The sequence below is a fragment of the Candidatus Paceibacterota bacterium genome (assembly GCA_035452965.1).
GTDB lineage: Bacteria > Verrucomicrobiota > Verrucomicrobiia > Limisphaerales > UBA8199 > UBA8199.
On the sequence record DAOTCE010000014.1, the window covers coordinates 1 to 24,762 of the forward strand.

16 protein-coding genes are annotated in these 24,762 nt (G+C 63.8%); 4 read left to right on the plus strand and 12 right to left on the minus strand.

Annotated elements, in window-relative coordinates; genetic code table 11:
- From P5205_12250 to P5205_12260, 3 genes are all read right to left on the minus strand, one after another.
- Positions 1 to 1,372 (minus strand): GNAT family N-acyltransferase (locus P5205_12250; protein ID HSA11131.1); only part of this gene is annotated, 1,372 nt, incomplete at its 3' end.
- On the minus strand, positions 1,369 to 2,016 hold the full coding sequence (locus P5205_12255; GenBank protein ID HSA11132.1) for a glycerol-3-phosphate acyltransferase: 648 nt from the start codon (positions 2,014 to 2,016) through the stop codon (positions 1,369 to 1,371). The genes P5205_12255 and P5205_12250, both read right to left, overlap by 4 nt.
- A gap of 263 nt (positions 2,017 to 2,279) precedes the next feature.
- The gene (locus P5205_12260; protein ID HSA11133.1) at positions 2,280 to 3,308 is read right to left on the minus strand and encodes an SDR family oxidoreductase; all 1,029 of its coding nucleotides are present in this window, start codon (positions 3,306 to 3,308) and stop codon (positions 2,280 to 2,282) included.
- Between the two features lie 220 nt (positions 3,309 to 3,528).
- On the opposite strand from P5205_12260, the gene P5205_12265 reads away from it, so the two are divergent.
- The 4 genes from P5205_12265 (at position 3,529) to P5205_12280 (ending at position 5,728) form a co-directional block, all read left to right on the plus strand.
- On the plus strand, positions 3,529 to 4,044 hold the full coding sequence (locus P5205_12265; protein HSA11134.1) for a GNAT family N-acetyltransferase: 516 nt from the start codon (positions 3,529 to 3,531) through the stop codon (positions 4,042 to 4,044).
- 200 nt (positions 4,045 to 4,244) lie between these two features.
- Positions 4,245 to 4,982, plus strand: a complete 738-nt coding sequence (locus tag P5205_12270) for a helix-turn-helix domain-containing protein (protein ID HSA11135.1) — start codon at positions 4,245 to 4,247, stop codon at positions 4,980 to 4,982.
- A 32-nt stretch (positions 4,983 to 5,014) separates the two neighbouring features.
- A complete protein-coding gene (locus P5205_12275; protein ID HSA11136.1) occupies positions 5,015 to 5,446 on the plus strand; it encodes a DoxX family protein in 432 nt (143 codons plus the stop codon).
- A gap of 51 nt (positions 5,447 to 5,497) precedes the next feature.
- The gene (locus P5205_12280; GenBank protein HSA11137.1) at positions 5,498 to 5,728 is read left to right on the plus strand and encodes a DUF4287 domain-containing protein; all 231 of its coding nucleotides are present in this window, start codon (positions 5,498 to 5,500) and stop codon (positions 5,726 to 5,728) included.
- A gap of 259 nt (positions 5,729 to 5,987) precedes the next feature.
- Here the strand turns inward: P5205_12280 and P5205_12285 are convergent, their stop codons facing one another.
- The 9 genes from P5205_12285 to P5205_12325 form a co-directional block, all read right to left on the minus strand.
- On the minus strand, positions 5,988 to 6,950 hold the full coding sequence (locus P5205_12285; protein ID HSA11138.1) for a PEP-CTERM sorting domain-containing protein: 963 nt from the start codon (positions 6,948 to 6,950) through the stop codon (positions 5,988 to 5,990).
- Between the two features lie 839 nt (positions 6,951 to 7,789).
- A complete protein-coding gene (locus P5205_12290) occupies positions 7,790 to 12,769 on the minus strand; it encodes a serine/threonine-protein kinase (GenBank protein HSA11139.1) in 4,980 nt (1,659 codons plus the stop codon).
- A 292-nt stretch (positions 12,770 to 13,061) separates the two neighbouring features.
- On the minus strand, positions 13,062 to 13,829 hold the full coding sequence (locus P5205_12295) for a sigma-70 family RNA polymerase sigma factor (protein ID HSA11140.1): 768 nt from the start codon (positions 13,827 to 13,829) through the stop codon (positions 13,062 to 13,064).
- A gap of 38 nt (positions 13,830 to 13,867) precedes the next feature.
- Complete coding sequence (locus P5205_12300) at positions 13,868 to 15,130, minus strand: hypothetical protein (GenBank protein HSA11141.1); 1,263 nt, start codon at positions 15,128 to 15,130, stop codon at positions 13,868 to 13,870.
- A 22-nt stretch (positions 15,131 to 15,152) separates the two neighbouring features.
- The gene (locus tag P5205_12305; GenBank protein HSA11142.1) at positions 15,153 to 16,169 is read right to left on the minus strand and encodes a M15 family metallopeptidase; all 1,017 of its coding nucleotides are present in this window, start codon (positions 16,167 to 16,169) and stop codon (positions 15,153 to 15,155) included.
- A 78-nt stretch (positions 16,170 to 16,247) separates the two neighbouring features.
- The gene (locus P5205_12310) at positions 16,248 to 17,945 is read right to left on the minus strand and encodes a GspE/PulE family protein (GenBank protein ID HSA11143.1); all 1,698 of its coding nucleotides are present in this window, start codon (positions 17,943 to 17,945) and stop codon (positions 16,248 to 16,250) included.
- Complete coding sequence (locus P5205_12315; GenBank protein ID HSA11144.1) at positions 17,935 to 18,117, minus strand: hypothetical protein; 183 nt, start codon at positions 18,115 to 18,117, stop codon at positions 17,935 to 17,937. Before P5205_12315 ends, P5205_12310 begins: the two co-directional genes overlap by 11 nt.
- Entirely contained in the window at positions 18,110 to 18,538 is a 429-nt protein-coding gene (locus P5205_12320) for a response regulator transcription factor (protein ID HSA11145.1), read from the minus strand. The genes P5205_12315 and P5205_12320 overlap by 8 nt, the downstream gene beginning before the upstream one ends.
- Before the next feature lie 589 nt (positions 18,539 to 19,127).
- Positions 19,128 to 24,599, minus strand: a complete 5,472-nt coding sequence (locus P5205_12325; protein ID HSA11146.1) for a protein kinase — start codon at positions 24,597 to 24,599, stop codon at positions 19,128 to 19,130.
- Positions 24,600 to 24,762 lie beyond the last annotated feature (163 nt).

Here is a 24,762-nt window from a genome sequence, read left to right on the forward strand (position 1 = left end):
ATCCCAGCTCACGCAAACGCGCGCGCAGCCAGGCCGAAAGCTCGACCAGCCCGGCAAATCGTTCCTCCCACCCGACACGCCGGACCGCCGCGGCCAGGGCGTGCAACAGGTTGGACGAGAACGTGAACGGCACCCCGTCCAGCGCCGCGTAGTAACCCAGATCCAGGTAGCGCGGCAATGCGTGCGCGCTGGGCACAATCTTGTGATCGTAGAAGACCATTGAGAGACCCGGATACGACCGCAATCCCTTGCCGCTGGCACACGAGGCCAGCCAGACGCCGCGCAAGTCCACCGGCACGGTGCCAATCGAGCTGATGCAATCCACGCACAGCTTCACGTCGAACTCCGCGCAGAGGTGTTTCAGCCGGCCCAGGTCATTTAGCAGCCCGGTCGAGGTCTCGCAGTGGGCGCACCAGACCCAGGCAAGTGCGGGTGCGCGTTCGAGACACCGGCGCACCGCTCCGAGGTCGAGCGGTTCGCCCCAGGAATGCTCCACCGTTTCGAAGGCCAGGCCCCACCGCCGCGCGTGATCCACCAACCGCTCGCCAAACTCGCCGTTGCTCAGCACCAGCCCCGGCTTGCGCTCCAGCGAAAGCTGGCCGCCAACCACATCATTGGCCAACGTGCCCGACCCCAGGAACAGCTCCACGCTCCGTGCCTTGACCAGCTCACAGAGCACCTGCTTCGTGGCGTGGAAGTCCTTAATGAACGCGTCCGCCCGGTGCGATTCCGGTGCCTGCTCAAAGGCCCGCCGTACTTCGCGGCGAACCGTCACCGGCCCTGGCAGGAAACTCACCGCGCTGGGCTGGAATGCGCGTGAGGGGGAGGAGCGCAGGAACTCGCGCGCGGTATTCTCAAACGTCTCCAAGGTCACGTACATCGGCTGAAACTGCGCTTCGCCGGTCCCCACCAATGGCCCGAACGGCACAAATCCCAGGTGCTGATACAATTTGAACTGCCGTGTCGTGCCGGAAATGATCGCCAGGTCGTACCCCTTCTCAATGCCGTGCTGCCAAAGCAGCGCCAGAATGCCTTGCAGCACCTGGGCCCCGCGATACTTCTTCTCGATCGCCAGGAGACGAATTTCGCAAATCCTGCGCCCCGCCGGCAGATACGAATCCAGCCGCTCGAGCTTCTGATCGAGCGAAAAGGGCCGGTTCCCACGCACCGCCAGCATGCCGACGAGCTTCCGCCCGCACAGGCAGATCAGGTAAGTGTTCTCCGCGTGGAACTTGTCCACCAACCGATGTGTTGGCGCGGCCTGGTGCTGGGGAATCTCCTCGACGAAGGTTCGGTAGTTGAGCCGGTGAACCTGCTCAAATTCCCAATCCTCATTAGCGAACTTGAACACCAATGCAGGCTTAGCGCTCATGCTTCAGGTGAGTCGTGTTTGGGGTGAACATTGCGATGCTCCACGAAATTCGAGAATTCAGACATCAGGTTCCTCCGATGCGCAATCAGCACCAACCCCGCCAGGGCGGTAGTGCCGGCCACCTCCGTCTCCCCGCGCGCCAGATACGCGCTTGCCAGCGGCAGACACGCCAACGCAAATAAACCGGGTAAAATGGTTCTTCGCAGCACAGCAAACGCCCCGGCAAACAGGACCACGAAAACCAGCGCCAATTGCCAGTCATAAAACAACAGCGCGCCCAGCGCGGTTGCTACTCCTTTGCCCCCGCGGAAACACAATTGCACCGGCCACACATGCCCCGCCACGACGGCCAGCAGAGCCAGGGTGCAGATCGTGTCATCCATCGTGAAATGCCGCGCCGCCCACACCGCCAGCGCGCCTTTGCCAAAATCCCCCAGCGCCGTCAGCACGAAACCCCGCCACCCCAGCAACCGACCCACGTTCCGCGCACCCACGCTGCCGCTGCCCACCTCCCGCAAGTCCTGTCCGGTGCGAAACCGGACTAGGTAGTAACCTGTGGTGAAGCACCCCAGGACATAGGCGGCCAGGGCAATCCAGCCTGCCTCGCTCCAATCGGCGGACTGCAGTTGTTCCAACCACGGCATAGCTTATCTCAGATCATCATCCGGCGACTCGCTGCCCGTCGGATTGCGGCCTAGTGTAACCCGTTCATAACCCCCCTGGGAACAAAAAACTTCGCCCCGGTGTAAGGCCTGGGGGGGCCGCCTCGCCGAGGCGGTCAAACAGTGGTGCTTTCGACGAAAGCGCCCTGCCCGACTGAGCGATTAAGCCCCGGCAGGGCAGCCGTTGTCGCGCCGGGAAGCCGCTCGTGTCCTCCTGTGCTTCCATCCGCATGTCCCCTTTCCACTCAACCCACATTTCGCCGATACCAATCCATCGCCAGATCCAACCCTGCCTGAATGCTGTGTGTGGGAGCATACCCGAGCAGCCGTCGCGCCTTGCCGATGTCCGCCACCGAGTGCCGCACGTCGCCGGGCCGGAAGTCGCGATAGATCGGCTTCTGCTCCGGCACCGACGCGTCCCTGGCGCGCAAGGCGCTCTCCAGCAGCCGGAAAAGCTCGTTGAGCGTCGTCCGCTGGCCAAGGGCGACGTTATAAACCTCGTCCAATGCCCCGGCCTTCCTGGTCGTCGCGGCCAGCAGATTGGCTTGCACCACGTTGGCCACGTAACAAAAGTCCCGGCTCGTCTCCCCGTCGCCGTTGATATGCACCGGCTGCCGCTTGAGCAGCGCCGCAATCCAGTGCGGAATCACCGCCGCGTAGGCCCCCTCCGGGTCCTGGCGCGGTCCGAACACATTGAAGTATCTCAGGCCGATGCAGCCAAGGCCATAGGCCTGCGCGAACGCCTGCGCATACACTTCGTTAATGCTCTTCGTCGCCGCGTAGGGGGATAGCGGCCTGCCCTCGCTCCCCTCCGTGGCGGGCAATCCCCGTTCATTTCCGTACACCGCGCTGCTCGACGCGTAAACAAACCGTTTCACCCCCGCATCCCGCGCCGCCAGCAACATGTTCAGGAACCCTGTTACGTTGCTCTCATGCGCCCCAAGCGGATCGGTCATGGACAACGGCACCGAACCAAGCGCCGCCTCGTGCAACACGAAATCCACTCCCGCGCACGCCTCCCGGCAGAGGGCCAGGTCCCCGATGTCCCCCTCCCGGATTCGTAACCGCGACCACTGCGCCTGGCTGACCGCCTCTTTGACCTCCTCCAGGTTCCTCCGCTTGCCGGTCGAAAAGTTGTCCAACCCGATCACCCGCTGGTCCAGTTTCAGCAATGCCTCCAGCAGGTTCGACCCGATGAACCCAGCCACACCGGTGACCAGCCACACCTTGAGCGCGGTCTTCAATTCTTCCTGCACAATGTCGTAAGCAGTCATTATTCCTGTCGTATTGCGCGCCGAAGCATGCCTCAGCCGGCCACCCGACAAAAGCAGTTTCTGCCTCACCAGGCGAGCATCGCCCCAAAGCCAGGTTCCGCTGGCCAGCAGAACCGGTCTATCTCCATATGACGTGAGCCCTCGCAAACCCCGCTTTCCGGTTGACGCTTCCTCGCCCCTCCGCTCAATAATCCCGACCACAACACCATATTGACGCTCGATGAACATTGCCATCCGCCGCTGGACCCCGCCCGACCTGCCCGCCATCCAGAACCTGCTGCGCGAGACGTGGCTGGATGCCTACGGCTCATTCATCCCGCGCGAGGACCTTGCCGGTTACCTCCAGGCGCACTATTCGCAGGAGAAACTGGAAATGCTCTTCGCCGATCCGGACGTAACCGGCCTCCTCGTGGAGATGGAAGGTGTGGTGGCGGGTTACGCAAAATTGTTTCACGCCCGTGCGGAGCAGCGGTTTTACATGCACCAACTCTACATCCGGCCGGCCAAACAGGGCCTCGGGCTTGGCCACCGCCTGATGGCTTGCGCTGAACAACACGCCCGCCAGTTGGGCGCCGACCGAATCTGGCTCGGCGTAATGGTCAAGAATACCCACGCCGTGAGCTGGTACAAGAAAATGGGCTTCGCCGTCACTGAAACCGCGCCCTTCGTCATGGGATCTACCACCGTGGACCACTACATAGGCTACGTTCCGCTCCCGCTACCCAACAACCGGTAGATTGCTTTTGCGCCCCCGCCTGTGCTCAGTGCTGCGCGGGTGACTGATTCTCACACAGCGGTGCTTTCGCGCCTTGCCGTGCCCAGGGACAGACACTCTCCGGCAAAGGTCGGGGCGTAAGTCCCGGGATCTCACACAACGGGCAGCAGCTTTACGCCAACGCCAAGTCAGATTATACTCCCGGGTCGCTTGCGAATGAAATGAAGGAAGTCGCCAATCACCGGGTTGCCAAGGGCGAGACTCTAATTACGTTCGAGGATCGCCCGTCGGACTCTCCGTTCATCGAACGGGTTTGGAGGAGTCGAAGCGACCAGGCGGGCAGGTTTACTTCCCTGGCGTCCTGTCATTGGGGAATGGTGGTCATGCGCCTTCAGGGCAAGGTTTCGTTCATCGTGCGCGGGCCTGAAACCAAGGCAACGATGGCGGATTGTCCGGCGCAGGGCGAGTGGGTCGGGGTCCTCTTCAAACTCGGCTCCTTCATGCCATTGCTGCGTCCCAGCGGGTTGCGCGACCGAAATGACTTGGTGTTGCCAAACGCCACGGGGCGGTCGTTCTGGCTGGATGGCTCAGCTTGGGAGTTTCCCAGTTTTGCAAACATGGAAGCGTTCGTAAACCGACTCGCCCGGCGCGGGTTGCTTTGCGAGGATCGCACCGCGAAGGCGGCGATCAGCGGTGAGTTGCAGAATGTTTCACAGCGCACGGAGCAGCGGCGCGTACGGCAGGTCACGGGGCTAACCTGCGGGGCAATCTACCAGATAGAGCGGGCACGCCGCGCCGTTTTGCTTTTGAGGCAAGGTATCTCAATCCTCGATGTGGCGCATCAAGCGGGTTACTACGATCAGGCACACCTCACGCGATCCCTGCGGCGATTCGCCGGGCAAAGCCCCGGGCGCATCTCGCAAGGCCAGGATCAGTTGTCGTTTTTATACAAGAAATAAGCTGCGCTGCGTGCCAAGCTGTGGCTGTGAATATGAACTGCGACACAATCATTCAAACGCCGGCGCAACCTTCATCCAGGGCCGGAACGATGCGGAAGGCGGGCACGGGGCTCACCGGGTTGATGGTGCTGTTCCTGGCCTTCGACGGAATCACCAAGGTGATTCGCGTCGCTCCAGTGATGGATGCCTGCCAGAAAATGGGCATCGGCCCGGACATGGCTGCGGCAATCGGCTTACTGTTGCTCGCCTGCACCGTTATCTACGTGGTTCCTCGGACCGCCCTCTTTGGGGCGGTGCTTCTGACCGGTTTTCTTGGCGGGGCGGCGGCTACGCACATCGTTCATGGAAGCGGGGCTTTCCCCGCCGGTTTCGCCGTCGGCTGTGGCGTGCTGGTTTGGACGGGGCTGGTTCTGCGCGAACCCTGCCTGTTGCGCTGGATGTTCCGGCGCGGTAACACGCACTGAAGTAACGAGTGGTCGAAATTAGTCACCAGAACAATCAACCACCCAAACACCATGTCCTACCAGGCCTACCTCACCAATATTAGAACCAAGACCGGCAAAAGCCCGGCCGAGTTCCGGGCGCTCGCCGAGAAGAGAGGATTCACCGATGGCGGTCTGCTCACAGCGGGAGTAAAAGCGGGTGCAATCGTCAAGTGGTTAAAAAAGGACTTCCACCTCGGGCATGGCCATGCCATGGCCATCTATGCCCTGTTGAAAGGGTTGAAGAACGAAGACAGCCCCTGAGACAACCGCATGCCACGCAAATAAAGGGGGCAAACAACGGAAACGCATGGAATTGATTTCGCATCAGACAATACGCATGCCCCCTGGCGCTTGCTCCTCTCCGGCCTCGGGCTTCGCCTTCGGCATCCGTGACTGTATCAATCCCTCCCTCTGCGCTCCGGCGGGCCCATCTCAGTTCGCTCACCCGCCGTACCCGCAAAAAAACAAACCGGCAGGAGCTTCCTGCCGGCTCGAGGGTCTTGAGCTGAATGCCGGGCGTTTAAGCCGCAGCCTTTCGGCGCAACGCTAGCAGCGGCAAACCCAGGAGCAACAGGCCCATCGTGCCAGGTTCGGGTATCTGGCTCACTTCGATGTTATCGAAGAGGGCGATGTTCAGGAGAATGTTGTTGGGGTCAGCAGATGAACCCGCGTTAGTGTCGCTGAATGCGAAAAGGATGTTACCTCCTCCCAGCGTGACGGTGCTAAGGTCAACCACCGCCAACGGCAACCCGTCAATGGACCAACCCGCGAGCCCGCCGGCGACCTCGATAACCACGCGCCGCCACGCGAAGCTCGTTTCGCCGGCATCGGTCGAACCGGTCTGCCCGGGGAACAGCCCCACCTGCGCGGCTGGTGCGGCTTGCGCTGGGAAAAAGTCTGTGTAGTAAACCGCGCTATTATTGATGCCTCCGCCCGGCGACTGATACACGGCGTTGCCGGCGGGATAGCTGCTTGTGGCCGCCGATGAGTACGCCCGGTAATCTGAGGCGGAACCCCCGTCGAGCGTCGTGCCAAAGGCAACGCTCTCCTTGGTCGCCGCGCCAGGCCAGAACGCGACATTGCCGGCCGTGCCAATCCCATACAGGGCAAGCTGCGTGCTGCCGTTGCCCCCAGGGCCCAGCGGCCCTACATAGTTTTGCCACATGTCGAAACTCACCCGGTAATCCCCCGAGAAACTCTCGCCGGTCGGTGACACGCTGAACCCGCTGAATACACCGCTGAAATTGTTCGCTGTCATCTTGAGCCCGCGCGTGCCCGACCCGTTCGGAGCGGCGGGCACGCCAATCGCCGAATAGTCGTAGAAGAAGTCCACCGTCGTGTCCGAAAGCCCGGGATCGTTCACGGTCCAATTCGCCGTGTCATCCACGTTGAAGTCCTGGGAATACAGCGCCGCTGATGCGTTGCTGCCACCCAGCGCCCACCCGAAAGCTGCCACCAGCACAATTCTCAATGTCGTCTTCATAATCATTCATAGTCTCCCAATCTCGCTGGACCTGCTGCCATTCTTGGCCCAGCGCTGCCATTCTTGGCCCAGCGCTGCCATTCTAGGCCCACCGCTGCCCCTTGTCAATGGAGAACTTGCAGAAGCCGCGAGGCCGCAGCGCGTATGCATGAAGCCGCCGGAGGCGCGCGGGCATCCTGCCCGCTTTTCGGTTGCAGACCAGACAAGCGGGCATGATGCCCGCGCGCCTTCATGCATACGCGCTGGCGAGGCCGTAAGGCCTCAGTATTAGTTGGGGCCGCCTCGCCGAAGCGGCCGAACGATGGCGACTTCGGCGAATGCACCCTGCCAGACGGAGGGATTACTGCGGCGGCTACCTGCCCCTTGACAAAACCCAATGAACAGCGCAGCCTTTAAGCGAGTCGTTACGAAACGCCGCTCGACGGCGCGCACTCAAGCGCCCCTGCCCGGCTACAAGGTCATGGCTGTAAGGGCAAAGTGCTCATGGAGATGAGCCGCGGCTTGAAGCTGCCGGCGGGTCAAGTGCGGGAACAGGAGGCCCGAGGGCGAATCAAGGCCCAATGATGCTCCAATCATGCTCCAATCATGCTCTAATCATGCTACCAACACCGTCCCAACCCGGGCCACGCACGCTCCAGACACCACCAAGGCAAGCGCAGCGGAAGCACTGCGGCGCCGCGGACAGCAGATTGCCGTCGAACCTGCAGACCAAGTCCGAGGCCTGGCGATTGTCGCTCACCGCGTCCTTCGCGTCGGCGAGGGGGGCGATCCGCCAATGGACCTTAAGCCAGGCGCCACTAGCGCCGGGCTGGCTCGGGCGGACGCTTGCCCTCCCGCCACTACGGCCCAATGGGCAGCGGCTTGCCGTCGAAGGTGCGCACTGCGTCTGACGGGCCCAGGATGTCTTTCACTGGGTCATCTGCCTCGGCCAGGCGGGCCACAAACCAGAGCGACTTGAGTGTGCGACCGCCTCTGCCTGCGAGTTCGCCCTTCCAGAGCATCGAATAGTTGGTGGTAGTCAACGTGGCTGGCGGGCGCATGCCAGTACCAGTCACGGTCGCGTCTGTTTGACAGCGCACGTACTCCCAGATGGCGCCCCGCCCACCATTCTCTCCCGCCCACGCATCTTCGATTTCCACCTTCCACTTATCGGGTTCTGGATTCACACGCAACGCGTAGTCCTGTGTGCCCTGACCCCCCTTGCCTTCCATCCCCGTGACCACACGCTGTGGATGCTGTGGGTCGGTGACATCCAGCACCCCATAAATCAGCCGCGCGGGCGTGGGTCGCTTGATCTGCCATCGCCAGTATCGCCGTGCCTGGTTGGCCTCCAATGACCGCACGCTCGCCGTCAGCGGCAACATGGCTGCGTTGGTCCGGGCCGACTCGACCAGCTTGTAGCGTATCTTCACCGTCGGCGGGTCGTTGGTGCTCAACCACACGATTTGCAGCAAGCCCCTCCCCCCTTCGCGTGTCTTCACGGCGTAAGTCGCCGGCAGCCTCCCTTTGCCCGACATGGTGACAGGCGTGCCGAGTGTGGTCATCGCGAAATAGTAATCGAGCCCGGACGGCGGCAGCCGCTCCCACTCTTCATTGGGCACTGGCGCCGCCACCATGTTAAACCCAACCAGCCCGCCGTAGGCCGCCCTCGTGTCGGCCACCGCGTCAATCCCGGTCTCTCTCAGCCATTTCTCCGTCTCAGCCGGGCTGGGCTCGGCTTTCGGCCCAAAATACTCCGCCGCCGCAAACAGCCGCCCCTCGTCCAAGTCTATGAACCGCCGGTTCTTGTCCCCTGCCCCGACAACCACCCTCTCGATCACCGGGCCGAAGGACGTGGCGCCGGCCGGCCGCTGTTGCCGCGCCAGCTCGACCATCCGGCCGGCGATGCGCTTGAACTCCTGGCGGTATGCGTCGTTGCCCCGCGCGGCCTCCTGCACCTTGTTCCAATCGCCTCCCTTCAGCGCCTGCTGCACCTTGCCGATGTCCTTAAAGATGCCAGAGGAGAACTCATACCCCGTCCCCTTCACCACCGCATTGTAGTTGCTCAGCAGATTCAGCAGCCGCCGCGTGCCCGTCTCCGCCGCCGGCACGCTCTTGCTCGCAAACGCCGCCTCGAACTCGTGCCCGAAATCCTCGATGTCATTGAACAGCGCCACCGCCCGCGCTTGGTCCGCCTGCGACAAGTCCTCCAACCGTGACGGCGTGCCGCGTGAACCGAGTCCGCCTGAGCTGCCCTCAATGGGAGGCACCGTAGGCCTTGTCGCGATGCCCGAAACCCGCGCCCAGCGCAGCGGCAGACGGTAAAGCTCGTAGGCGACCACCTCCGAGTCCTGCAGGTTCTGGATCAGCGAGCAGGTGTGGACATTCTGCAAGCCGGCATACTCAACGCGGCATAGCCGGGCAGTCGTGTGCTCCCCATTCTTCAACCTGGCAGCGAGACGCAGCGCGAACTTCCTGGGATCGAGGTTGTGATCGAGCTTGAGGCACGTTTGGTCATCGGCGCCGGAGCGGATCAACCGCACGGTGCTACCGCTCTCGTTCTTCAACAGAACGCCCGCCTGGTCCCAGGTGGCCACGCGTTCCCACGCGCCATCGGCCAGCCCGATCTTGCAGATAAGGCTCCCGGGCACGACGTCAAGAAAGCCGATGAGGGTCACCCGCCCTTTGGCCTGACTGCCCTGGTAGAGGTCAGTGCAGGTGACATAGTGGGGCCGGGGCTCAAAGCCCAGCAACAGCTCCGTCTCCGGCACAAACTCTCCAGCGCGCCTGGTCAGGAGGGCAAACTCGGTGCCGTCTCTTCTGTCCGGGCACAGGGTCGAGAAGGCACCCAGCCTGTCACCCGGCGCCTCGGGCAGGAGCGTGCCGTCCGGCCGCCACCAGACGGAGCTGGAGCGCGGGCTGCTCGCCACGGCCAGCACCTCGAACTCCAGACCGTTGGTGAGGCTGACCTTGAACTGGCCCGGCCTGGCCTGACTGAACGGCAGCGAAGCGTCCGAACTTGCGACCAGACCGGCGAGCTGCTGTGGATCACGCGCAACTTCCAGCGGCGGAAACAAGGCCATTTGCGCCACGTTCCCATCGTCGCTGAGGGCAAACACGCGTCCCTGCCGCAGATTATACTCCTTCCCGTTGATGCGCAGGCGGTCCGGGCGCGGAGACTCGCGCAGATAGCCGAAGGTGCGCCCGCTCTTGAGCTTGAGGCTGCCGTCGTCTGTCCACGCTTGGCTTCTGGAATTTCGAGAGCCCTGCGTAGTAGAACTGAACTCGCCCGCGTAAAAGAGCGCGTAGTGCAGGTCCACATCATCATGGTAAACCATCACTGAGTAATTGCCTCCCCCGATGTGGGCATCCTTTGGGAATTGGCTGCGTGCGGGTGGCCGGGATTTGGACGCACGCTCAACCAGGCGGGTCGCAGGGTCAGGGTCCTCTCGTGTGGGGTATGGAAATCTCAGAGGGCCCATTTCCGCAGCGGTGTCCACAGTGAAGGTGACATTGGTGAGATCACCGCTGCCCTGAACGGCCCAAAGGCCTTTGCCGCTGTGGCGAATGTCCAACTCTCCCGATAGTGCTTCAGAGAGCTGCGTTTTGGAACCGCTTTCCAGCCCCTCGCCCACCAGCTTCCGCAGTCCCTCGATAGTGCACTCTGCGACGTCAGGATTGATGAAGTAGTGGATTGCCAGGGTTTGTTGATCCCAACGATACCCCTCGGCCTCCAGATAACGTACGACCTCCTTGCCCAGCTTCTGCTGGACCTCAAAAGCGTTCTGGCCGTGATACGTGGTGGCCCGGGCAGTCACGTGAAATCGCAACTTCTGAAGCGCGCCGTTTCCCACGAACGACCATAATCCGCTGCCTTCGTGGCGGAATACCCCGCCCCCGGCTACCTCGGAATACATTCGCTGCCTGCCGGGTTCCTGTGGTCCCGCCCCCCAATATTTTACCAGGCCGCCTATCAGGCATTCGGCGCGATTACGCCTGGCGCGATCAATGTTCACGGAGACCGATGCCACACCGAAATCAGCGGCAATCACCCGTGCTTTCAATTCCCGCGCGAGCTCTTCTTCGATGTGGACCACAGCGTCGGGACTGACCGCAAACCTGCGCTCCCACATACCCCAGGCGATCAAGCCCGCAACCAAGGCTAGTCCTGCGATGATGCCCAGATACCACGCTGGCTCGAAAGGCAGCTTCCACGCTCTTGCAGGGTGTTGGGCACCGGGCGAGCCTCGAGCGCCGGTGACGGGTACCTTGCCAAACAAGTCTCGCACGTCGCGCCGGTTGGCGGCCGCCAGCGACCATACGGCAAATGGCAGGCACAGGAAGTTGAGGAATGACCCGGCACAACCAGCGATGCCCCCGGCAATCGCCCATCGGTGCGATTCCAGGTGCAGCAGCTTATAGCTCCCGAGTACCGTCACAACGATCAGCGCAATCTGAAGAACCAGCGGCAGGAACATCCATGCGCCGGCCTTCATGCGTCCGATGGTTATCAGGAAGCCCAGCATGAACGGGCCGAGCAGGCTCGTCGTGATGAGGCCGATCGCCGGCCACTTCACCAGGCGCCTCGCCCGTTCGAGGGCGGCCGATTCTCCCTGACCCCTGCCCTGGCTTCGAGTCGAGTCTGACCTCCGCTCGCTGCTGCCGGTGCTTTCGACACTGCACCGCTGCGCCCCGGAGAAATGGCGATAAGCGGCAATGCCCAGGAACACTGTCGCCACCACGCTTAGCACCGCGGGCAGCGCCTGGTCCGATGCCGCAAACGAAAAGGTCGCAATGAGGAAGCAAAGGGCGGCGAACGCGAAGCAGCCGGCCTTGACCAGCAAGTGGCGGCGCAGCTCCGCCATTTCCTTTGGCCCTATGTCCGCCGACGGCGGTGTGCGGCCAATCGTTTCGACATCCGTCTTCACCTGGCTGGCCTGCTGATAACGCCGCTCCGGTTCCTTCTCCAGCGCATGCAGCACCACCTCGTCCAGCCGCACATCCACTTGCACCTTCTTGGACGGTGCCTGGAACTTGCCCAATGGCAGCTCGCCGGTCAGCATCTCGTAGAAGACCACGCCCAGCGAATAGATATCCGCCCGGTGATCCACTTCCTGCGGATGCTCGATTTGCTCCGGCGCCATGTAGTGCGGGGTGCCCATGACATCCCTAGCGCCGGTCAGGCGCACGGCGGTCGGCTCGCGACCCAGAATCTTCGCCAGCCCGAAGTCGGTAATCTTCACCCGCCCCTTCGTGTCGAGCATCACGTTCTCGGGCTTGATGTCCCGGTGCACGATCCCCTCGTCATGCGCGAACTGGAGGGCGTCGCAGATTTGCGGGATGATCTTCAGCGCTTCGCGCGGCGCGAGCCGACCCGCCTGCTGCAACTGCCGCAGGTTCAGCCCTTCCACGTACTCCATGACGAAGTAGTGCAGCCCGCCCGCCTGTCCGAACTCGTGCACCGCCACGATGTTGGGATGGCTCAGTCTGGCCAGCGCCCGTGCCTCGCGCGTGAACCGGTCCGCAAACCCGGTGTCGGGGCCTGTCTCGGGCGGCAGGATCTTCAGCGCCACCAGCCGGTCCAGCGCCGGCTGCCGGGCTTTGTAAACCGCCCCCATCCCCCCCTGCCCCAGCAGCTCCATGATCTCGAACTGGGGGAAGAGCCGCGCCATCTCCGCCGCCGCCGGCGGCACGAAGGCCGGTGTGCGGCTCGGCTGCCCCGGTTCGGGGGCCACCCCGCTCCCAAACCCCGCCTTCATCAGGCATTCCGGGCACAACCCCTGCGGCGCGCCGGCCGGCAGCGGCTTCCGGCAGGATGGGCAAATATGTTCAGTATCCATAACTCTGTTCCAGCCGTCTGTTAAGCAACGCCGGGCCGAGGTTACACGGAAAAGCAGGCAACCCGGCGAGCTTGGATTTGGTACAGGGCAGGCCACCCGCCCCCCATTAACACCGGGGCTTTAGCCCGGTGTAAAGACGCCCACAGAGCCAGCAGCCGTTTCAACGGCTTGCCCCGCTGGGGGACAAACTGTTGACACAGTTGGGCATTCCAAAGCACGCGCTTGCACCGGGCTGAAGCCCCGGTGTTAATGAAAAGCGACGCCTGAGTGTTCAATACCTGGGTTAAGTGGATCACGCTGATCGCGCCAGCACGTTAAACAAATGCCTCATCTCGGCATCCACCTCGCCCGGCGAGTCCACCGTATTGGCAATCTCCGCCCGGAGCAGCTCCCGATACCGCTGGCGCAATCGATGCACCGCCACTTTCACCGCCCCCTCCTCCATCCGCAACCTGGCCGCCAGCTCCGCGTAGGGTTGCGAGGCCCGGTCCCCCACCAGGCAGGGCTTGAGTGTGGTAAACAGCTCGACTTGATCCCGGGCGCGGAACTCGGCCTCAAGCTGCCCGACCACCTCGTCCAGCAGGGCCACCGCCCAACGGTATTCAAACGCCTGCTCGGGCGTCTGGGTATCCGCCGGCTCCACCCCGTAGCGCGTCTCCGCCGTATCCAGTTGAATGGGAACGTTTCTCTGCCCGCCGCCCCGTTTGAGCGCGCGCACCTTGTCCCATTCGTTGGCCATGAACCGCTCCATGGCGGTCAACAGGAAGGTGCGAAACCGGCCCCGGGCCTGGTCCGCCCGCGCCAGCCAGTGGTGTTCGAGCACCCGCGCGAAGAACTCCTGCGTCAGGTCCTGCGCGTCCTCCACCGAGTAGCCGCGCCGCCGCGCATAGGCATAAAGGGGAAACCAGTACGCCCGGCAGAGCTTCTCCAGCGCCGCGTGGGCGCGCGTTGTGTCGCTGCGCCCAGCCGCCACCACCACCGACCAATGCGTGGTGACGAAGCATCCCGCCGGCGCATGCGGCGTCTCCGTGCCCGGCGTCTCTCGGCCACTGGAAGTCATTTGGTGACGTGGAGGATACCGAGCCGCGCCCAGCGTGTCTATTCCTTCGGTCTTCGCCCCAACACCTGAATCCACCCGCCGTAAATCTGGTCATAGCGAGTGAAGGTGTCGCTGCCCATCGCTTCGCGCAACGCCGCCCGCGTTTCCGCCGCGATGGCCTTCAGCCGCTCCCCCCGCTGCTCGGCACTGAGCCCCGAGGTGGCCAGCAACTCCTGCCTCGCCCGCTCCGCCGCCTGCTTGATCCCGAAGGCGCTGATCGCGATGGCGGGAGACAGCTCATGCTCCGCGCCGAAGAAGCAGAGCTCCTGATAGGTCTGGTCCCCCGAGCGTTGATACTCGGCAAACCGGGCGTCGCCCAATTGCTGCCGGATGGCATCCTCCAGCCGCGCCTGGTCCGCCTCCTTCTCGCGCGCGACCTGGGGATCGGCCGTGTCGGCGTTCGCGTACTTGTCGTCGAACGTCTTCTGGAACTGGAACAGCCGGCGAAATTCCTCGGCGCTGGGATCGAAGCCGACCAGTCTGGAGCGCAGCGTGTCGCCGGTCTGGGAAAAAGCCATTTCGTACTCCTCGATCTCCGCTGGTGTCAAAATGCCCGCCAGGACGGCTTGCTGTTCCCGCTCGAGCTGGCGCAGTTGTGCCGCACGGTCGGCGGGGTTCAACTCGGCGTCGTCCACCGCGTCGCGCCGCCATTCATACTCATCGCGCCAGGCTGAGAGCCTCTGCTGCTTCTCCTCCGAAAACATGCCCAGCTTCCTCAACTCTTCCTCGCCCGCACCGGTGCCGAATAGCCCGCCCGCGGGTAGGTATTGTGCCATTTCCCGCGCGAGATTGATGCCCAGCAGTTCATGCAGCAGTCTGGGAAGGTCCTTCTCGTAGTCTTGCTTGGCTCGGTTGAACTGCTCCCTCTGTTCCTTCGGAAGGCGGTCCTTTTCGTCAGCTTCCCAATACTTGAACGGCCGGCGGGTCTGGACCGCCCGCGATCGTTGAGCATAGAATTTCATGGCGTCAGCGATGACGATGTCCTTGATCGTCTCCCCCGGGCAGCCGATGGCGCGGAGGTTGGCGACGTATTGACGGTAGTCGGGCGACTCCACCTGCCGCCAGTCGAACGCCGCCGGAGCGGCATTCGTCGGCAGGACAGGCAGCGCCCGGCTTGCCGAAACGACCTCGGCGGCGGGCGCGGCCCCACGGCCTCCGGCGGCTTCAGCCCGCTCCGAACCGGGCTGCTTGCGTGAAAGCAGCACCCCCGCCAGCACCACGTTCGCCGCCACGGAAATAATCAACAGCGCTCTGGAAGTCATCCCGGCCCGAGGCTGCTCGCCTTTACGGCTCCTCAACGATGATTCCCCGCGCCGGCGCCCCGCCGGGGAAGTCGGCCCAGAAGATCTCGCGGAAGCCCGGCGGGTTGTACTCCCAATGCCACGGCTCGTTCTGGTAGGGATACCAGCCGAACTCCTCGCCGCGCAGCAGCAGCCACTTGTGCACCGGCGATTCGCGCATGCGCACGAGTTCCGACATGGGACGGGTCGAGAGTCCCCTGAACTTGATCTCGTCGCGGTGGCTCATGTCGAAGTCAATCGCCAGCCCCAGTGAGTGCGACGAGAAGCTCGCGACCGCGTTCGAATTCCCCGCGCGGGCCGCGTTCGCCTCGGCCGTCTGGCGGCGCCGGTGCGCCGAGAGAATCACCAGGTCCACGCCCTCGGCCGTGGCTTGCTCGCGCATGCGGACAAACGAGTCCTTCGCGTGACGGTTGAGCATCCAGCGCTCCTGGCCCGGCACGGCCACCCACTGGCCGGTCATGTACTCCCAGACCGCGTCGGTGGCTTCCGCGCGCAGGACGACCGCGTCGCGCGTGCTGTTGGCCCGGCGCTCCGGCCGCACCAGGTCCACCACGTCCACCATCACGTCGGCGAATTGCTCATTGGGACCATCGGGCGATCCCGGGAAATCATTCTCCTGCCACTCGAACCTGCGGAAATGCTGGCTCAATTCTGGGCCCAGGATGTCGAGGCCCGAGGTCTTCGGGTCATGTATGAATTTCAACTCGAGGGCGCGAACCAGGGCGAGCTGGGATTCGGGGGTCCTCTGCGTGAGCGCCTGCTCGAAGGCGGCGTTGATCTTCGTGTCCTGTTCCCGGTGCTTGAGCGTCGCCCAAACGTAGTTGGGATGCAGGAGCGTCGCGTCGGTCCCGGCAAGGTCGGCGGTAGCCGCGATCAGGTCTACGGATGCGTCCATCTCCGAGCGCAGCGAGGGTTCGGTCTCGGGCGGCGGGGTTGCGCAGCCACTGAAGAACATCGCGCCGACCAGGAGCGGAGCTGAGAACCGGAAGGTTGCATTCATCGGTTTCTGTTCCATACCCGTCCCGGCGGGCAATGGCAACCCTCTAAATGCAGCGCGGGCGTCCGCGCAGGACGGAGGCTACTCCTCGGGGATTGAAGTTACGCGTTCCACCTCGGCCAGGGTGGTCAGACCGCGCAGAACTTTCTTCACCCCGTCGTACACCATGGGACGATAACCACTCTCCTCGGCCAGGGGCTGGAGATCCAGAACGGTAGCCCCTTCGGCGATAAGACGGCGAGCTTCATCCGTGAGGATGAACACCTCGTGGATGGCCAATCGTCCGCTGTAGCCGGTTCCGCGGCAGGCATCGCAGCCGCGACCATGCCACATGCTTACCGTTCGACCTCCGACATCGCCAAAGTAGCGCTCGGCCACGGCCTTCGGCATCGGGATCTCCTCCCGGCATTCCAGGCAAATCCTGCGCACGAGACGCTGAGCGCTCACGCCGACGACTGCCGAGGCCACCAGAAACGGCTCCACGCCGATCTCGATGAGCCGGGTTACCGCCTGCATGGCGCTGTTGGTATGCAAGGTAGTCATCACCAAGTGGCCGGTTAGGGCCGCTTGTGTGACAATCTTGGCTGTGTCCTTGTCCCGCACTTCCCCCACCAGAATGATGTTGGGGTCTTGCCGGAGGAAGCTGCGCAAGGTCGTCAGGAAAGTCAGGTCCACGGCCTCATTGACCTGCACCTGGGTGGTGCCAGGCAGCCGGTACTCCACCGGATCCTCCACGGTCATGATGTGCACCCTGGGTTCATTCAGCAGCTTGAGGACCGAATAGAGGGTGGTCGTTTTGCCGGAACCCGTCGGTCCGGTGACGAAGAACACTCCGCTCGAGTTGGCGGCGATCTGTTTAACCGTGTTCAGACAGTCCTTTGAGAAGTCCAGCTCTTCCAATAGTGGGATCGGCCGCCCGCGCACGCTCCCCAGAAGCCGCAGCGCAAGCTTCTCGCCATCCATGGCCGGCACACAGGAAAAGCGCACATCCAGGGAGCGGGTCGCCAGTTCGAAGGCAATGCGACCGTCCTGCGGCCGGCGTCGCTCGGCGATGTCACACCCCGCCATGATCTTAAGGCGCGATGCCAGCGGAGCCAGCAGCCGGCGATCAAGCTGAAATCGCTCCTGGAGCATTCCATCTATGCGGAAACGGACTCGAACCTCGTGCTGCGACGGTTCGATATGAATGTCGCTGGCTCTTTCTCTCAGCGCGCAAATCAGGAGCTGGCGCGTCAACTGGACGATGCTCTGGTCGGCGGCCACTCCCGCCAGGCGCTGCGGAGTTGCCTCAGATTCCTCCACGAACACATGCTTCAGTCCCATTTGCGCCTGGCTTTCCTGCAAGACGGCGACAGTGGAGTACTCCACCTCGATGGCGTCCTTGATCTCGCCCGGCAGGCTGAACACGGCATTCACCGGCATGGACACCAATCGCGAGGCATCGTCCAGCACCGTTGGGTTCAGGGGCTCGGCTGCGGCCACTGTGATGCTGTCGGCAAAGCGATAGATGGCGATCATCTGATGCTTGACGGCGAAGTCACGCGGCAAAAGCTTGACCACATCCGGCTGGATGATCGTGCGGGTCATGTCCAGGTACGCCACCCCAAGGGTGTCACCGTACATCTGGCACAGCTCCGGCTTCGCCGTCTCGTACCGGTCAATCAGCTCCTCCAGGATCGCCAGGGTCGCTTTGCCGTGCTTGGCGGAGAGTTTCTCCGCCTGCTCGGCGGAAATCAGCCCCCGGTCAACAACCAACTTTAGAAACGAGTCACTCCTCATGCGGTGAAGCCTTGGGGCCGGCCTGCTCTTTGCGACGGCGGCTGTCTTCAATCAGTCGGCGAATATCGTCTTGCGATAGAATGCGCGGCACCGCGCGGCACACGGCCTCGTCCTCGGGAATCTCCGCGAGAAGAGAGTCGAGATCAAAATGCCGTAGCTTTGCTTCACGCACAGCTCACCTCCAGGCCACGCCGAGCCGCGATCTTCTGCCGCAACCCGGTCAGCACACGGCAAAGCTCCTCCACGGGTGTATCTTTGCGCAGGTACTCCGCAGCGCCCTTTTGAATACAGTCCCGCACTGTGGCTTCGTCGGCCATCGAGGTTAGCATCACAACCTTGGCCGCCGGATGCGCCGCGATAATCGCCGGCAGCGCGCCCGGCCCGGTCTGAAACGGCATGCAGACATCCAGCAGGACGATGTCCGGTTTCGTCCGGCTGACTGCTGAAACGCCCTCATCTCCATTCGTCGCCTCCGCCAGAAGTGTGAACCCAAGCCGCTTCAACACCCCGCGCAACAGCCAGCGGCTGGTTAAGTCATCGTCCACCAGGACGGCTGTGCAAGGTGAGTTTGCTGCTGTTGCCTTATTTTTCATGGACGTGTGATTCCTTGGCCAGGCACGGGATGCTGCCTATCCGCCCGAGGCGGCTGGACTCTCCAGCAGGCGCCGGACCTGCCCCGCCGCCGATCCGGCAGCATAAGCACGAAAATACCCCTGGCGGCCGGGCCGAATGCGACTTCGGCCGGCCTTGCCCACGCAACAATAGACACAATAAGCTCATGCGAAAGCGTTCTACGGCAAATGCGGTTGACGAGCGTAACTAAGCAAGTCTGGTGCCGTCTGATGCCAGTTGCAGTTCTGCAATTGCTCCATTCCTTGCCCGCCATTCTCCCCCAGTCCTTCCAAAGGGAGAAGGAGAGTGATGAAGGGTCCGCTCAGTCCCAGAGGTGTGCACTTCCGAACGGCAAATGGTGCGAGGCCCAGCGCCTAAAGCGCATTGGGAAGCGACCTCGCTTAGAATTCGAGCACCTCCAGCCCACCCACGGCTGTTCCTGTGACTCAAATTGAGTCAGTAACGGCATGAATAGGAACACCCCCATGTCAGTCACTTCCGGCCAAGCCGGAGGTCACTGGCAGGATCCGCGTGTTGCCAGGGCATGAGGTCAGGAGAATGAGCGCCCGATCATCGCAGCGGCAGCGCCGCCTTGAACCGAATCCGGAGGTTGAACCGATTCTGGCTCGGCCCCAGCACCTGCAGCACGCCCATGCCGCCTTCGCGGGTGCGATAGACGAACACCGGCTGCGCCTGCACCTCGGTGCGGGGAATACTCACATCCTGCGCCCCGCCGCCGCCTGCCAGTTGGCGGCGCACTGTCGAGGCAGCCACGCTCTCAAACGTTGCCCCGCCCTCCAGCCGCAGCAGCACGCCGTCATCCAGGTGCAGCGCCGGCCCCGCGCCCATCTGCACCGTCAGGTCCGCCCCCCGCTCCACCATCCAGTGCAGCAGCGGGCGCGGATTGTTCATGCTGCCCGCGACGATGTTCGTCGGCACCACCAGCAGCCTCCCTTGGTCCAGATCCAAGACCGTGCAGTCCAGACTCGGCCAGCCCCCCAGCTCCCGCTCGATCGCCGGGCCAAAGCTGAGCGGCTTCAGCGTCGTGGCCGTGCGCGGCGCCAGCGCGATTCCGCCAATCTCCCCGCTCACCCACGGCGTGCGTTCGAGCACGAATTCCGCGATGTCCCCGGCGCGCAAATCGGGCTCGCTCGGATCAAGGAAGACGTATCCCTGCGTCTCCTGGGCGCTCAACACTCCGGAATGCAGCCCCACCTCCTCGCGTTTGCCGCTCTTGAACCTGGCCATCATCCGCAGCGCGTATTGTCCCCGGTCCACGTTGTGCGACACGTCCAGGCACTTCCCATCCGGGTCGTGCCGCAGGTGCGTGCACAGGACCTGTATCCCCTCGATCAGCACCCGGGTCCGGCTCCCGTCAAACACCGCCACCGCTTCCCATGGCCGATCCGCTGCGGTGGCCACGTGCATGGCCGCTTCCTTCGTGCCCGCCGGAAAACGTATCACTTCCGCCATTCCCACCCCCTTGACTCCGAAGTGGCCGATGAACTCTCCGCGGGGCGTGTATTGCCGCCCCCCCTGCCACTTCGAGGGGAGTCGGCCGCCGTGGCGCACGAGGATAGCGCAGTCGTTCGAGCCGACGCTCTTCCTCGTCCACATGCCCGCGGGCTGGAACTCGACAGCCTCGCCCGGCGGCTGCGGCAGCGGCGTGCCATCGGGCTTCCACCAAAGCCAGCTCCTCAGCGGATCGCGCGCCACAGCCACCACCTCGACCGTTATCCCGTTGGCTAGCGTGATCTGATACATGCCCGCCTCCGCCCGGGCGACCGGCGGTGGCGTGGGTTGCGCGGCCACACCCGGGCTTTCATGAACCCATCCCAGCCGCCGCCAGATCGCCGCGCCGATGCGCTGGGCGGAGAGCTCGGCCCCCGGCTCGGCGATGATCGTGAAGCGCGCCGTGCCGTCCTCCATCGCAGCCTCCTCAAACATGATCTGCTTGCCCGCCGCGTCAGTAGCCCTCAGGACCACTCGTGCCTGATCGCCAAACTCACTCCGCATCTTCCACTTGTGCTCTTCCACGAACTCCCGGGCCGCATCCAACGCCTTCTGGCCCAACTCCGCCCGGTGCTCCGCCACAAAGTCCCCCTCCCGATCAGCCGGCGGACTCTCACTCAGCCCGCCGCTCTCCACCAGCTTGTAACGAATCTCCACCCCGCGCGGCTCTCCCGAGAAGCCCGTGATCTGCACCAGCCCGATCCCGCCCTCCCGAGTTCTGAACAGGTACGTCTCCGGCAGCGCCCCCTTGGCGCTTAAAAACACCGGCGAACCAGGCGTGCCATGCTTCAGTACATCATCCGTCAGGGCCGCGCGCGGTGTCAGCGCCTTCCACAGCTCCGCGTTCACCGGGCGCGCCACCATTTCCAGCCCTGCCAGGCCGCGGATGCTCTGGCTCGTTTCGCCGATGGCGTCAATCCCGTTGCCCCGCACCCACGCCAGGAAGGCGTTCGTGTCCGCGGGAGTCAGACCGGGCGGCGGGGAAAACAACTTCCCGCTGTCGAAGTCAATCGCCAGGTCGCGCTGCACGCTGTCGTCGTTCACCACCCGCTCGATCACCGGACCGAACCGGGCTGGCGCACCTGTCACATGCCCGGCAGCCGCCCCGCCTGTTCCCCTCGAACCCAGCGCATGAACGCCGACGAAGCTGGCATAGGCAAAACCGTGTTCCTGTGCCAAGCCACTGCACTTGCCGAACCACTCATTCTGCTGCTGCACGGTGATTTGGTCCGAGGTCACGGCGCACTCCAGCACCGTCTTCGCCCGGTGCGGCACCCGCTCCAGCAGCCCCCCCACCGTCTCCCAGGTCGTCGGTTGCCCCTCAAACGTCATCGCGTCCTTGTCCACCACCATCCGCACGAACCTCCGGCCCGCACTCTCGCTCTCGCCGCTGGTCGCGCTGTCCGCTCGCCGCAACTGGTAATCCCGGCTCACCTTCCGCTGGCCCAGCGCCCGCGGGCCCAGGTTGGCCGTCAGCGTCTCGTAGCCAGGCGCGGAGATGCTGACCTGCTTTTCCGGGGCGTACCAGCCCACATAAAGGTAGAACTTGCCTGTCTTGTCGGAGCGGGCGTTGGGGCCCTTGTCTTTGGCGGCGGCAGAGGGCCTGTGCGGTTGCAGCGTAAGCTCAGCCTTGGCAATCGGCGCTCCAGTGGCCGCATCCCGCGTCGTGCCGATGAGGAAAACGTTGGTCGGAGCGAAGTAGCCTCCCAATGCCAGCGCCACCGCCAGCAGGGCGATTGTCCCGGCCGCTGCCAGCGTCCGCCTGCCTTGCGTCGCCCACCAGCAAAGGCCATAGAGGATGCCCACCGGCAGCGGGGTCAGGAAGGCGTTCAGGCCAATGCGGCCCTGGATGATATGCCAGAAGGTGCAGCCCGAGAGAATCAGCAGCGCGGCGGCGCCCTCGCGTTTCCAGCCGACCAGGAATCCCAGTAGTATCACGGCGTTGGCCAGGAACCCAAGCTGAACGCCCTCAGGCTGCGAGCCCATTGGCGGCAGCCCTTCGCCCACGAGAAACAGCATGTAGATGGCAAACAGGAGCGTGCCCAATATGCGCGCGCTCCATCGCATGCCCGTCACCCAGCCTGCCGGTTTGCCGGAGCCGGCCATGCGCCTTGTCCTGACGTCATCCTGCGGCGTTTCCGGCAGCGCACCCCGGCTCAACTTTGCGCGCCAGCGGCGGGCAAACACCTCCGCCACCGCCACGCCCACCCGCTGGCCGGTGGCTAGGTCCATCACGAAGCCCTTCTTCAACCAAAGCCGCGTGCCGTTGAACCACTTTACCTCCTTGATCGCGACGATGTCCGCCAGCGGCACGATGATCGGCGAGCCCACGATGGGAATCAACTCCAGCCGGTCCTCGTGCATCACTGCCACGCCGGGCGACTGGAACGGCCGCCGGAACATCAGGCACTCCGCCACGTCGCGCTCGGTGCGGGGCACCTCCGCCCGCGCGCGCCGGACCTGCCGGCCCACGATCGCATACGTGATGGCAAACGCGATGCCCCCCAGCTCAGCGGCAATCAACCACAGCGCTTTCAGTCCCATCCGGGGCACCAGCACAGGCAGAGCCAGCCCCACCACCACCAGCGGCACAATCAGGAACAACTGGATATACTCCCAGTTCCAAATCCATGCGTCGCGCCAGCGTTTGATGACGACCGGCGGGCCGGCCCCGGGACCACCAGCGGCAGGCAGGCCCCGCCCCGCCGCCGGCGCTCCGGGCGTGGCCGCAATCGTCTCCACTGCCGTCTTCACCTCGCTGGCCCTCTGGTAGCGTCGCTCCGGCTCCTTCTCCAAGGCATGCAGCACCACCTCGTCCAGCCGCACATCCACCTGCACCTTCTTCGACGGCGGCTGGAACTTCCCCAGCGGCAGCTCGCCCGTCAGCATCTCGTAGAACACCACGCCCAGCGAGTAGATGTCCGCCCGGTGGTCCACCAACTGCGGCTTCTCCACTTGCTCCGGCGCCATGTAATGCGGCGTCCCCACCACCTGGTCCTGCGTGATCGCCTGCCGCGGTTGGTCGGCGGCCACGATCTTCGCGATCCCGAAGTCCGCAATCTTCACCCGCCCTTGCCTGTCCACCAATACGTTCTCCGGCTTGATGTCCCGGTGCACCACCCCCAGCTCGTGCGCGAACTGCAGCGCCTCGCAGATCTTCGGCACGATGTTCAGCGCCTCCTCCGGCGTCAGCTTCTGCCCCTGCAAAAGCTGTCGCAGCGTCATCCCGTCCACATACTCCATCAGCAGGTAATACAACCCCTCCGCCTCGCCGAAATCGTGCACGGTGACGATGTTCGGGTGGTTCAACCGCGCCAGCGCCTGCGCCTCGCGCAGGAACCGCTCGGCGAACTTCGGGTCCGCCCCCTTCTCCGGCGCCAGAATCTTCAGCGCCACCAGCCGGTTCAACTTCGGCTGCCGCGCCTTGTAAACCACTCCCATCCCGCCCCGCCCCAGACACTCCAGAATCTCCAGTTGCGGGAAATGCTTCGCGATCTCTGCAGGTTCCGGCGGCGCTTGGACGACCTTGGTGCCGTGCGGCCCGGATTCCCCCGTTGCCTCAGTCTGCGTTGCCAGCCCCACCCCCAGCACGCAGCGCGGACACAACCCCTGCGGTGCCTCCGCCGGCACCGCCGCCCCGCACCGAGGACAACTGCCCGGCGCCTGCTCCGCACTGCGGCCCATGCTAACACCTTTGGCTGCCGACGATTCTCCCTCTCCCTGGGGGAGAGGGCCGGGGTGAGGGCGGGCGCTCTCTGTCCCGGTGGGAAACGTCCCCGCACTCCGCATCCGCTGCGCCTTCCGCGCCTGGCTCCATTCATAGATCACCCAGCCGCAAACCGACCCGACCCCGCAGAAGATGGCCGTGAGCAACGTGCGCTCGGACTTCCAGCCACCAAGCGCGTGGAACAACTCGATGGCCAGCGCCGCGGCCAGCGTCCCCCCAAGCGCCGAAATGCAGCAGACCCTCCACCGCACCCGCACTTCGCCACTAGGCTCCTCGACAAACGTGAACTTCCTGCCCTTGCGCCTGGTGGCTGAAGAGGTTGACCGCAAGGGTTCACTCTGAGGGGCGTTCCTGGAGGCTATAGAGTTCTCTTCTCCACTCCTCCCCAGTCTATTGAACTGGTAAATCACATAAAGGTTAAACGCCACCACTCCGGCCAGCGTGCCGAACAGCACAGTGTCCACGCCGCTCCACACGCCCGCTGCCAGCAACAATCCGTTCAGGGCACCCGAGCCGAGTATGACGGCCACCAAACCTAACCCATACGGCACCCAGCGCACATGGGTCTGGCCGGCACGAATCTCGGCGAACGAGAACCTTCTGGTCTCGCCCGCGCCAGCCCCGATGTGCTCCTGTTGCCGAATCGGCGGAGCGACCGGCGGTGCCGACTTCCCCCGCCGCATCAGCCAGACGACAAGCACGATTGCTCCCGCCACGACGCCCGCCATGACGAGCAGCACCAAGAGCGCAACCAGGATCTCCCAGATGCTCACCATCATTGCCCCAAACATCACATTGTTCATACACCGCTTACTACCGGAAAGCCGGTCAAAGGTTACGCCGCCATCCCATCCTTTTGGACTGCGCCGGCAGAGCGCCAGCGACGACGGCGCTTTGGCTCTCGCAGCAGCCTGCCAAACTGTCTTGCGAGCCACGATAGCGGTGTCGCGCTTCGCTTGCCACCGC

Excerpts from the sequence above, each read along its gene's own strand:
- P5205_12255 (HSA11132.1), bottom strand. The coding sequence starts at position 2,016 with ATGCCGTGGTTGGAACAACTGCAGTCCGCCGATTGGAGCGAGGCAGGC.
- P5205_12260 (HSA11133.1), bottom strand. The coding sequence starts at position 3,308 with ATGACTGCTTACGACATTGTGCAGGAAGAATTGAAGACCGCGCTCAAG.
- P5205_12265 (HSA11134.1), top strand. The coding sequence starts at position 3,529 with ATGAACATTGCCATCCGCCGCTGGACCCCGCCCGACCTGCCCGCCATC.
- P5205_12270 (HSA11135.1), top strand. The coding sequence starts at position 4,245 with ATGAAGGAAGTCGCCAATCACCGGGTTGCCAAGGGCGAGACTCTAATT.
- P5205_12275 (HSA11136.1), top strand. The coding sequence starts at position 5,015 with ATGAACTGCGACACAATCATTCAAACGCCGGCGCAACCTTCATCCAGG.
- P5205_12280 (HSA11137.1), top strand. The coding sequence starts at position 5,498 with ATGTCCTACCAGGCCTACCTCACCAATATTAGAACCAAGACCGGCAAA.
- P5205_12285 (HSA11138.1), bottom strand. The coding sequence starts at position 6,950 with ATGAAGACGACATTGAGAATTGTGCTGGTGGCAGCTTTCGGGTGGGCG.
- P5205_12290 (HSA11139.1), bottom strand. The coding sequence starts at position 12,769 with ATGGATACTGAACATATTTGCCCATCCTGCCGGAAGCCGCTGCCGGCC.
- P5205_12295 (HSA11140.1), bottom strand. The coding sequence starts at position 13,829 with ATGACTTCCAGTGGCCGAGAGACGCCGGGCACGGAGACGCCGCATGCG.
- P5205_12300 (HSA11141.1), bottom strand. The coding sequence starts at position 15,130 with ATGACTTCCAGAGCGCTGTTGATTATTTCCGTGGCGGCGAACGTGGTG.
- P5205_12305 (HSA11142.1), bottom strand. The coding sequence starts at position 16,169 with ATGAATGCAACCTTCCGGTTCTCAGCTCCGCTCCTGGTCGGCGCGATG.
- P5205_12310 (HSA11143.1), bottom strand. The coding sequence starts at position 17,945 with ATGAGGAGTGACTCGTTTCTAAAGTTGGTTGTTGACCGGGGGCTGATT.
- P5205_12320 (HSA11145.1), bottom strand. The coding sequence starts at position 18,538 with ATGAAAAATAAGGCAACAGCAGCAAACTCACCTTGCACAGCCGTCCTG.
- P5205_12325 (HSA11146.1), bottom strand. The coding sequence starts at position 24,599 with ATGAACAATGTGATGTTTGGGGCAATGATGGTGAGCATCTGGGAGATC.